The 10,000-nt window shown below is 63.0% G+C and carries 9 protein-coding genes; 3 read left to right on the top strand and 6 right to left on the bottom strand.

Features of this window, described 5'->3' with window-relative positions; genetic code table 11:
• Together LDL37_RS16255 and LDL37_RS16250 are read left to right on the top strand one after the other, a co-directional pair.
• Nucleotides 1–1,087 (top strand): sialate O-acetylesterase (locus LDL37_RS16255; RefSeq protein ID WP_290799932.1); only part of this gene is annotated, 1,087 nt, incomplete at its 5' end.
• Nucleotides 1,088–1,200: 113 nt separating this feature from the next.
• On the top strand, nt 1,201–2,382 hold the full coding sequence (locus LDL37_RS16250) for an MFS transporter (RefSeq protein ID WP_290799931.1): 1,182 nt from the start codon (nt 1,201–1,203) through the stop codon (nt 2,380–2,382).
• A 6-nt stretch (nt 2,383–2,388) separates the two neighbouring features.
• On the opposite strand, the gene LDL37_RS16245 is transcribed toward LDL37_RS16250, so the two are convergent.
• From LDL37_RS16245 to LDL37_RS16225, 5 genes are all read right to left on the bottom strand, one after another.
• Nucleotides 2,389–2,613: a hypothetical protein gene (locus LDL37_RS16245; protein ID WP_290799930.1), complete on the bottom strand. Its 225-nt coding sequence runs from the start codon at nt 2,611–2,613 to the stop codon at nt 2,389–2,391.
• Nucleotides 2,614–2,658: 45 nt separating this feature from the next.
• A complete protein-coding gene (locus tag LDL37_RS16240; RefSeq protein WP_290799929.1) occupies nt 2,659–2,799 on the bottom strand; it encodes a hypothetical protein in 141 nt (46 codons plus the stop codon).
• 87 nt (nt 2,800–2,886) lie between these two features.
• Entirely contained in the window at nt 2,887–4,146 is a 1,260-nt protein-coding gene (locus tag LDL37_RS16235; RefSeq protein ID WP_290799927.1) for an aminotransferase class V-fold PLP-dependent enzyme, read from the bottom strand.
• Between the two features lie 70 nt (nt 4,147–4,216).
• The gene (locus tag LDL37_RS16230) at nt 4,217–6,631 is read right to left on the bottom strand and encodes a TonB-dependent receptor (RefSeq protein ID WP_290799925.1); all 2,415 of its coding nucleotides are present in this window, start codon (nt 6,629–6,631) and stop codon (nt 4,217–4,219) included.
• Nucleotides 6,632–6,801: 170 nt separating this feature from the next.
• A complete protein-coding gene (locus tag LDL37_RS16225) occupies nt 6,802–8,088 on the bottom strand; it encodes an AarF/ABC1/UbiB kinase family protein (RefSeq protein ID WP_290799924.1) in 1,287 nt (428 codons plus the stop codon).
• A 210-nt stretch (nt 8,089–8,298) separates the two neighbouring features.
• On the opposite strand from LDL37_RS16225, the gene LDL37_RS16220 reads away from it, so the two are divergent.
• On the top strand, nt 8,299–9,351 hold the full coding sequence (locus LDL37_RS16220; protein ID WP_290799922.1) for a pyridoxine 5'-phosphate synthase: 1,053 nt from the start codon (nt 8,299–8,301) through the stop codon (nt 9,349–9,351).
• Between the two features lie 3 nt (nt 9,352–9,354).
• Here the strand turns inward: LDL37_RS16220 and LDL37_RS16215 are convergent, their stop codons facing one another.
• Nucleotides 9,355–9,810, bottom strand: coding sequence for a DUF3429 domain-containing protein (locus LDL37_RS16215; protein WP_290799921.1), 456 nt, complete (start codon nt 9,808–9,810; stop codon nt 9,355–9,357).
• Between the last annotated feature and the right edge of the window lie 190 nt (nt 9,811–10,000).

Here is a 10,000-nt window from a genome sequence, read left to right as displayed (position 1 = left end):
CGGCCTGATGTGGTATCGCCATAGTGTCGAGCTGACGGCGGAACAGGCGGCCAAACCCGCCATCCTGCGGCTGGGGCGCATTGATGAGCGCGATCAGGTGTGGGTCAATGGTCAGGTGGTCGGCGCAACGCTGCTGGGCAGTGAACCGCGCACCTACACCCTGCCGGCTGGGCTTCTCAAGGCGGGGCGTAATCTTATCGCCATCCGCGTGGTGGATGAGCGCGGGGCAGGGGGCCTGATGGGCAAGGCGGGGGAACTGCGCCTTGAGCTGAGCGGGGCCCCGGCGCTCGATCTGTCCGGGCCGTGGCGCTATCAGACCGGGGCGGAGCGTCGCAACTGGAAGACGCCGCCGCCCTTCGTGCCGTGGGCCGCACCGCGCGGCGTGAGCATGTTGTGGAACGGCATGATCGCCCCGCTCGACGGTTTGGCGCTAAAAGGCATCGCCTGGTATCAGGGTGAAACCAATACAGCCGCGGCGGCGACCTATGCCGGGCTGCTGGACGGCTGGGCGGCCTCGTGGCGGTCGTTTTTCCACGATCCGGCCCTGCCGGTGATCATCGCACAACTGCCGGGCTATGGGCCGCGCAGCGCTGTGCCGAGCGATAATGATTGGGCAAAACTGCGGGAAGCGCAGCGCCTGACCGTCGCGAAGGACCCGCATATGGGCCTTGCCGTACTGATCGACCTCGGCGTCTCCTATGACATCCACCCGGCGCATAAGGACGAGGTCGGGGCGCGTCTGGGCACTGAGATGCTGCGCGTTGCCTATGGCCGTCCGCTGTTGCGCGCGCCGTCGCCGGTTAAGGCTGAAGCCACCGCCGATGGTATCCGTGTGCGCTTTACCGATACGGGTGGCAGCCTGATCGCCTACGGCTCGCACGAGGCGGCGACCTTTGAGCTGTGTGACGCCGCGGGCAAGTGCCGCTTCGTTTCGGCGCAGGTCGAGGGCGATACCGTGCGCCTGCCCGCCGATGCGTCCGCGCGTCAGGTGCGCTACGCCTGGCAGGGCTCACCGCCGGTCAATCTCTATGGCAAGAGCGGCCTGCCGGTCGTGCCTTTCACCCTGTCTTTGTCGCCCGGCTCATAAGCGGTGGCGTGCCCGTGCGTGACAAGGCCCCGTCTTTGGCCCATGATCAGGCAAACAAAAGACGGGACAGTGAAACGATGGAAACGGGCGCGCGGCGCGGACCCTGGCGGGTCGTGGGCCTTATCTTTGTGGCCTCCTGCCTGACCTATATGGACCGTCAGATGTTTGGCCTGCTCAAGCCGATGATGCAGGCCGAACTGGGCTGGTCGGAAATCGACTATTCCGGCGTGGTGATTGCTTTTCACGCGGCCTTTGTGGTGGGGTTTCTGACCTTCGGGCCACTGATGGACCGCGTCGGCGCGCGGCTGGGCTATGTCGGGGCCTTTACCCTGTGGGCAGCGGCGCACACATTGCTGGGGGTGGCCACCACAACCGCGCAGTTTGGCCTGATCCGCTTTCTGCTGGGGGTGGGTGAATCCGGCACCTTTCCGGCGCGTCTGAAGGCGATTTCCGAGGGGTTCCGCCCGCAGGAGCGCGCGCTGGCCATCGGCCTGTTTAACGCCGGTTCGGCCTCCGGGGCTCTGCTCACTCTGGCGCTCGTACCGTGGCTCACCGAAAGCTATGGCTGGCGCGGGGCGTTTCTGATCACCGGCCTCGTCAGCTTTCTCTGGCTGATCCTGTGGCTCAGAATATACAAGCGGCCCCAGACGGCGGATGCACCGCGGCCTGTTATCCCTCCAAGTTGGTCCACCCTTGCCCGGGTGCTGCGGACGCGGCGCGCCTGGGTCTATATTGTGGTGAAGTTTCTCACCGTGCCCGTGTGGTGGCTCTATCTGTTCTGGCTGCCGGACTTTCTTTATCGCACCCACAGCTTGGATTTGCGGCAGTTTGGCGTGCCGTTATTGCTGATTTTTCTGCTGGCCGATTTGGGCAGCATCATCGGCGGCTGGGCCTCGGCGCGGCTGATGGCGCGTGGCCTCAGCGTCGGGCCGGCGCGCAGCCGCGTGATGCTCGCCTGCGCGCTGGTTATCCTGCCTCTGGTCGCTGTGCCGCTCAGTCCGTGGCTGTGGCTGTCTGTCATGATCGTAGCCGTAGCGGCAGCGGCTCATCAGGCCTTTTCGGCCAATCTGCTGGCCGTGCCGTCGGACCTCTTCCCGCCGGAGGTGGTCGGCAGCGTCGTCGGCCTTGGCGGGGCGGCGGGGGCAGTGGGGGCTATGCTGATGGCGCTGTTTTCAGGCGTGGTGCTGGAATATACCGGCTCCTACAGCCTGATATTCTTTGTCGCCGGTACGGTCTATCTGGCGGCGGTCGGTGTTTTGCATCTGTCGCGGGTCTATGCTCAACCCCAAGCGTAAAGCGTCTCAGCCCTTGGCGGGCGCCTTGGCCTGCGCTTTGGCCAGATCAATGTGACGACCCATGGCCTTGATGAAGGGGTGACGCGCCAGCAGGCGGCGGCCCACAATGGCCACGATAACGAATCCGGCCCATACCTCCGGGCGGTTCCATTCCGGATGCAGGTCATAGATGAAGAATTTAAAGCCAATCGACAACACCAGATAGGGCAGCAGGATCGCGCCCCAGCGCACGCATTCGTCCTTCAGGAAACCGCGCGGCCCCTCCGGATGATAGCGTCACGCCTTATAGCTGACGCCCCAGCGGATCAGCACGATCAGACTAACCACGATCAGCGAGATCACAGTGGAAATCAGCACCATGGTCAGTGGGTGGGCGTGCTGCCAGGCAGCGGCGGCGTTGTGCGGATCGGGCCCCATTTTAATCCCCTCGATTGTGCAATCGTTCGCAGGATTAGGCCTCAAGCGTATCCGTCTGTCCACTGAAACTTGCGGGCAGGAAGCGGCTCACACGGATCTCAGTGCCCCCAGCAACCGCACCATATCGGCTGGGGTCGAGCTATAGCCCGGCGTGACGCGCAGGCAGGCCCCGCCGTCAAGTCCTGTCCGCGTCACGGTGAACAGGCCGTGCGCGTCCAGAAGGCGTTTGGCCAGTGCCGCGTGTGCTTCGGGCGACGGATCGGCCTTAAGGCGCAGGGAGGTGATGCCGATATGCAGGCGCGGATCGACAGGCGTCAGAATGTCGATCGTCTTCAGATCGCGCGCCGGTTCAGCCCACAGGTCGCGCAGATAACGCAGACGGGCTTCGACCGCTGCGGAGCCTAGTTTTGTGTGCAGTTCCAGTGCGTCTATGGCCGCCATTTGCGCGGCGAAATTGGCCGTGCCCGTATGAACACGGGCGGAAACCGGATCGCGCGGATTGACGCTTTCGCCCATATAGGGGTCGATGGCCTCCACCCGGTCCTTGCGGATAAACAGGGCACCGACGCCGACGGGTGCGCCGATCCATTTGTGCAGGTTGAAGCCTGCAAATTCAAAGCCTTCGGCGCGTACATCGACCGGGCTTTGCCCCCAGGCATGGGCGCTATCGACTATGGCATCGACGTCGCGCGCTTTCGCCATGGCGATGATCTCGCGCACGGGCAGGCGCAGACCGCTGCGGTGACCGACAGGGGTGAGCAGCATCATTCGGATCGCCGGGTGGGCCTTCAAAGCCTGTTCGTAAGCGTCGATCAGGTTTTGATACGTGGCCGGATGCGGAAGGGCCAAGCGCACCACCTCGACCCCGCGCCGCGTTTTCAGCCACTGCATGGCCGTCTGCATGCTGTCGTAATCGTGGTCGGCCATCAAAACCGCATCACCGGGCTTCAGGCGGTTGTAACCGCTGATCAGGGCCTGAAGCGCCTCGGTGGCGTTGCGCGTCAGAGCGATTTCGGACGCATCGGCGTTCAGGGCCGTGGCTATCGTCTGACGCAGTTTCAGATAGTAGGGGACAAAGCCCCGCCGCGTGAAGGCCGCGCCCTCCTGATTAACCTGCGCCGTATAGCGGGCAAAGGCCGCTTCGACAGCGCGCGGCATCTGACCAAAGGCCCCGTATTCCAGATTGATCAACCCCTGCGGTCGTGCCGGAAAGGCCTCAGCCACGCGCGCCCAGCCCGCCTCGTCCTGCGGCCCCAAGGGTGGTGTCAGCGCAGGGGGTGCTGATTGCGCGGCAGCGACGGCGGGCAGCAGCGCTCCGACGGCGCTCAGAAGGTGGCGGCGATGCATGGCGGGTTCCCGAAAAACAGAAAAGGGGGCAGGCTTTCACACCTGCCCCCAAAGGGTAGTTTAGCCTAAATCAAAATTTGGCGTTCAGGCGCACATAGTACTGACCGCCATAGGTATCGTAAGGCGCGTTACGCGAATATTCGATGCCGCGCGACGCCTGGAAGACGGCCTTTTCCGGATACTGGTCGAACAGGTTTTCCGCGGAAACCTTCAGTGACAGCTTGTCGGTCATGTCCCACAGTACCGAGGCATCGACGAAGTTCATCGCGCCGAAGCGTTGGAAGATGTCGCCGGTGGAATTGCCGGTCGAGTCGGTCCAGCCGCCGTAGTGACGCGCACGCACCTGATACTCAAACGCCCCTTTGCGGAAGGTGCCGGTGAAGGTGGCGTTGTTCTGCGGCAGGCCTTCTTCGAAGACGCGCTTGGTGGTCGGGTTGGCGTTGAGCGTCCCGCCGGTGATCAAGGTCTTGTTGTTGTTATAGGCGAACGTCAGGTTCAGACGGCCATTCCACAGCGGGCGCACATAGGTGGTCACCACGTCGATACCCTTGGTGCGGGTATTGTAGTCGTTGGTGTACCAATAGACCGAGGTGAAGCTGGCCGCCGCCGGATAGCCCTGAGCGACCAGAGCGTTCTTTTCGGCCGTCGTCAAGGTGATCGAGGACGACTGTCCCAGACGGTTATCGACCTCAATCTGATACATGTCGAATGAGCCCGACAGGCCGAAATCGGTGCGCCAGACAAAACCGGCGCTCTTGTTGGTCGACTCTTCCGGTTGCAGGGGCTTGGCACCCTTGCTGACGGCGATCGGGTTCAGCGGCGACAGGCGGCCATTGGTGAACACTTGCAGCGTCACCGTATCCAGACCCTGTGAGACGGAAACCGAATTGATCTGACCCGGCGTTGGTGCGCGGAAGCCGGTGGACCACGAGCCGCGCGCCGCGAAGAAGGGCGTGAACTCGTAACGGGTCGAGACCTTTCCATTGGTGGTGCTGCCGAAGCTGTCAAAGTCTTCGTAGCGCACCGCACCGCCCAGCGTCCATTCCGGCGTCAGCCTGGCTTCGACATCGACATAGGCGGCGTCGCTGTCCTGCGACCACTCACCGGCCTGCAGGTCGGAGAAGCCGGGGAAGCCGTTGGAGCCGACGGCGAGTCCGTCCTTGGCGCCGGCACCGACAGCGTAGGAGGCCTTGTCACCGGCACCGACCTTATAGGTTTCCTTGCGGTGTTCGGCCCCAAAGGCGATATTGACCGGCTCGCTCAGGCCCAGATCGAGGCGATAGACGCCATCGGCATTGACGGTGACTTCGCGCTGGGTCTGGGTGCCGAGGAAGAAGTCGAACGGTGAAGACGGGCCCAGCGAAGCGTTGATCGAGTTATAGAGGTAGAATTTGGTCTCGTTTTCACCGACCGAGGCCGACAGGTCCCAGCTGAAGACGTCGCCGGTGTGGCGCACGCCACCCACGGCCTGATAGTCCTGATACTTGGCCTGTTCGCGCGGCGTGAAGCCCAGCGGATAGACCGATTTCAGATCCCAGCCGGGGAAGCTGGCTACGGTCTTATAGACGCTGGCGTTCGACGTGGCCGAGGGGATGCGCCAGTTGATATCGTTGATGCCTTCGCCCTTGGCCGCCGTGGCGAAGCCATAGGCTTCGGCAAAGCCCAGATTGAACGCGCCGTTGAGCGCCAGATTATAGCTCTTGCTGTCCGGCGCACCCCAGTGCTGCACGGGGTCGGGCAGAACGACGCCCGGATTGGCCTTCATATAGTCGAGCGCGTCCTGACGCTGATGGCTGCGCGAGGTCATTTTGGCGTCGGCCCATTCGACCGAGGCGGTCAAAAAGCCCTGATCGAAGCGCGTTCCGGCCTTCAGACCGGCGCGCACGGTTTCGCCGTCGCCTTCGTAATATTGCGAGCCTTGCACATAGGCGTTGACGCCCGGACGCTCATCCAACTGGATATTGATGACCCCGGCGATGGCGTCCGAACCGTACTGGGCCGAGGCCCCGTCGCGCAGCACTTCGACGCGACCGACGCTCAAGGACGAAATCTTGTTCAGATCGGCCCCCTGCGCCCCGCGCTGGCCCAGAAAGGCCGAACGGTGGAAGCGCTTGCCATTGACCAGAACGAGCGTCTGATCCGACGACAGGCCGCGCAGACGCGCCGGGCGGATGAATTGCAGACCGTCCGACGACGGCAGTTTCAGTACCTGAAGCGACGGGATGACCTGCGCCAGATTGTCGGCCAGTTCCGCCGACGCGCCGTCCTGAACCGCCTTCGCCGAGATGACATCGACGGGGGTCAGGCTCTCGTATTTGGTGCGACCCTTTTCACGGGTGCCGGTGACGATGACTTCCTGCGTCTCTTGGGCAACAGGCTGAGTCTGTGCGTGTGCCGCAACCGCCGGAGCCAGCAGGAGCGCGGTGGGCAGGAGCGGCCACAAGGAGGCGGTGGCGCGCAGCGAACGCAGATGGAAGGCGAGCATGTCTTTGTCCCCAAAACATGAATGGAATGGGGTCTGACTAGGGACGCTGTACGACGCTTACGTGATGGGTGAATGAAGTTTTAAATATGATATAAAATCACAGGCTGCGCACCTTGGGTTATCTCGCCAGGCGTGCGGCATTAAAATACCCGCTCAGAAAGGGGCATTTCTCAGGCTATAGCCTGCGCGACCATAGCTCTCAGAGGGATAGTCGCACGCATGCGCACCCCCAGAAGCGCCATGCCGCTGAGCTTGCGCTGCACGAACAGGGTATCCGCCGGCGGGCTTTGCCAGGTCGTCTGATCCATAGCAATTTCGTGCGCCTTTTCACGGATCAGGGGTACGAAATGGCGATCCGCCAGATCGAGCAGCGGCCGCCGCAGGTGCTGGATCATGATGTCGAGCATGGCGTTCAGGCGCGCGCGGTGGGCGGTCAGGACGGCCTCATTGACCGCCCCGATCTCGCTTAAGCCGACGATCAGCCCCTCGCGGTCTTCGTTGAGGCCCGCCTGCATCAGGGTGCGATAGGCCTCGACAGTAGTCTCAGGGACAGTGCGCGTGGCACCGAAATCAAGAAGCACCACCTGTCCCGTTTGCGGCCGCCATTTGAAATTGGCGAAGTTGGGGTCGGTCTGCATCAGCCTGAGGTCAAACAGCTCGCGCAGCACCAGACCAAACAGCGTCTCCATCACCTGATTGCGTGTGGCGGTGGGGGCGTGTGTGAGCGTCTCGACCGGCTCGCCCTCGACGAAATCCATCGGCAGGATGTTGGGACGCAGAAGCGGCGCATGAGTACGCGGCACCACAAAGGTCTGGTCGTCGGACAGGGCGTCGGCATAGCGTGCCATGTGCGCGGCTTCACGCAGGTAATCCGCCTCTTCGTGCAACTGTACGCGCGCCGTCTCGATCAGGTCCGGCAGGTCCTTCACCTTCTGCGCCACGCCCAGCAGTTTCAGGAGCCCGGCAATATTGGCGACGTCGGAATCTATGGTTTTCGTTACGTTCGGGAACTGCACCTTGATGGCCAGAACCTCGCCGCTTTTCAGTTGCGCGCGGTGCACCTGACCAATCGAGGCCGCCGCAAAGGGTGTCAGGTCAAAACGCACGAAATGTTGTCGCCAGTCATCGCCCCACGCGCCGCGCAAGACGCGCTCCAGTTGGTCGCGCGGCATGATGTGGGCCTCCTGTTGCAGACGGCTGAGCGCCTGAGTGAAGGCGGGCGGCAGGATGTCGCCGCTGTCCATCGACAGAATCTGTCCCACCTTCATGGCCGCGCCGCGCATCCGCGCCAGCTGATCGGCCATGCGCAGGCCGTTGGTTTCATCAAACAACAGGCTGGCGAGGTCGGGCTTTTGTCCGCGCGACATTTGTCTGGCGCTTTCTTTGACCACGTGGCCAAGGCCGGACGCCGCCAGACCCCCCAGCGCGAACAGGCGCGAGGCAGGCCCGGCCGGCATGGCAGAGGGTCTCAGGTGGGGTGGTTTTGCGGACATCAACGGGCACCGGTTTCAGGTGGTCTACGTTTCACAGGTGGTGATGGATGCGCAAGGCGCGCAAGAAGGCCTCCGTGCCCTGCGACATTTTGGCCGTCATCGGACCCCTGCACCCAGACGTAAACCAGTTGAATCGCAACGGGGGTGCGTAGTGCGTGGTGTACGGAGGTTTTGATGTTGGGATCTAAGACTGGCCCCCGACTGGCCGTTAGTCTTGAAAGTGCGGCGCTTCTGCCGGGGCTCGGCATCGGCGAAACCGTTGACCTGTCGCACCTGGCGGACCGCGTGATCGAAGGCGGGGCCGAAGGGGTGATGATACACCTGACTTCTGATCATGGCCTGATCTCGGATGACGATCTGGCGCGCGTGGCGGACGTTTGTGGCGAACGGCAGAGAGACTTCTGCTTGCGGGTGACGACGGCGTTCGATCACGTGGAGCGCGCGCGTCGCCTTAAGGCCGACCGTATCTATTTGGGGCGTGAAGCGAAGGTCGCGCAATGGACGAGCACCAGCCTCTTCCTCAAATCCCATATAGGCCATATCCAGAAGGTCCAGAAGACGCTGAAGGACAGCGACTGTGCGCTGTTTGTCACGCTGGAGCCGACGCTTGAGGCTGCGGAGCAGGCCCTGCGCTACGGCTTGTTTACCGTGGAGCTGGATATGTCGCATCTGGCGGCCAGCCTGCGCAGTCCCGATATCGACCGGGCCTTTGATGCCTTATCGCACGTGCTCAGTCTGGGGCGCTATCTCAATCGTCACGGTGTTGAGGTGCATCTGGGGGGCGGGCTGCGGCCTGCTGACCTTAGGGTGCTGGCGCGATCGGGCAGTTTCCGGCAGTTCAATATCGGACGGCGGCTGATGCCAGAGGCTCTGAATGAGGGGCTGTCTGTGGCTGTCAAAACCTTGCGCGAACGCATGTCCGGGGCAGGCAGAGGAGAAGATACCCCGGCCGAGAGACACAGACGCCTTACTGAGCGTGTCGCTGGTATGGGGGACATTCGGCTAAAAGAGGGGCTGGAGCGGTTTTGTCGTGAGGCCCTGCCTCGCCTTGAAGACCCTCAGCTTTATGCGGCAGAACGTCTGCTGGCCGGGCCGTTGGTGCGTCTTGAGGCGCTGGTGTTCGCGGCGAACCTGCCCGCCAGTTTTGCGGGGATTATGCTCATCAAATATCTGCGTCAGACTCAGGCCCCGGGCCGCTCCGGCACCCCCTTACGGCGCGCGGGCTGAGGCTCAGGTGAGGGCGGCGACCCCAATTAAACACGCAACGACCACACAGGTAATGACCACGCGCAGCCGGAAGAAAGCCGCCGACAGCCAACCCCGGCGCATCAGGACATGATCGACCGCCAGCAAACTTAGGAAGACGGCAGTCTGGAGGGTTAAGGCGGCCTTTGGCCACCCGGACAGGGCCAGCAGCGCACCTGCCCATGCCAAAAGGCAAAGGACGTTACTCAGGATCAGAAGCCACGTCGCCTGAGCCCGTCCCCCCAGCACAAGGCCCCAGTGCAGCCCGCAGAGAAAGGACGCAATCACTGCCCCATAGGTGATGGCGATATCCGGTCCGCTCAGGGTGAGAAGGCGTACGCCAAGGGCGGCCATGAGGACCGCCGTTATGAACGGCAGGCCTCCGGCAAGGGTAAGCGCCATCACCCAGCGGGCGTCCAGTTTCGACAGAGTCGCGTCCATACCTGCTCTCCCTCTCAGGGTCTGCCCTGAAACCCGCCGGGGTCCGTCAGCGCCATAAGGTGCGCAATCACCGGGCGGAAGGCAAAAAAGCCTCTGGCGGCGGCGGGCCAGGCCACGGCGTCCCACAGGCGGGTGCGTTCAAAAAGGTGGATGGGTTCTCCGGTGTCGCTCAACACGGCGTTCAGCTCTG

It is taken from the genome of Asticcacaulis sp., from assembly GCF_020217185.1.
In the GTDB taxonomy this organism is placed as follows: Bacteria; Pseudomonadota; Alphaproteobacteria; order Caulobacterales; family Caulobacteraceae; genus Asticcacaulis.
This window is presented reverse-complemented; position numbering and strand designations above follow the sequence as displayed.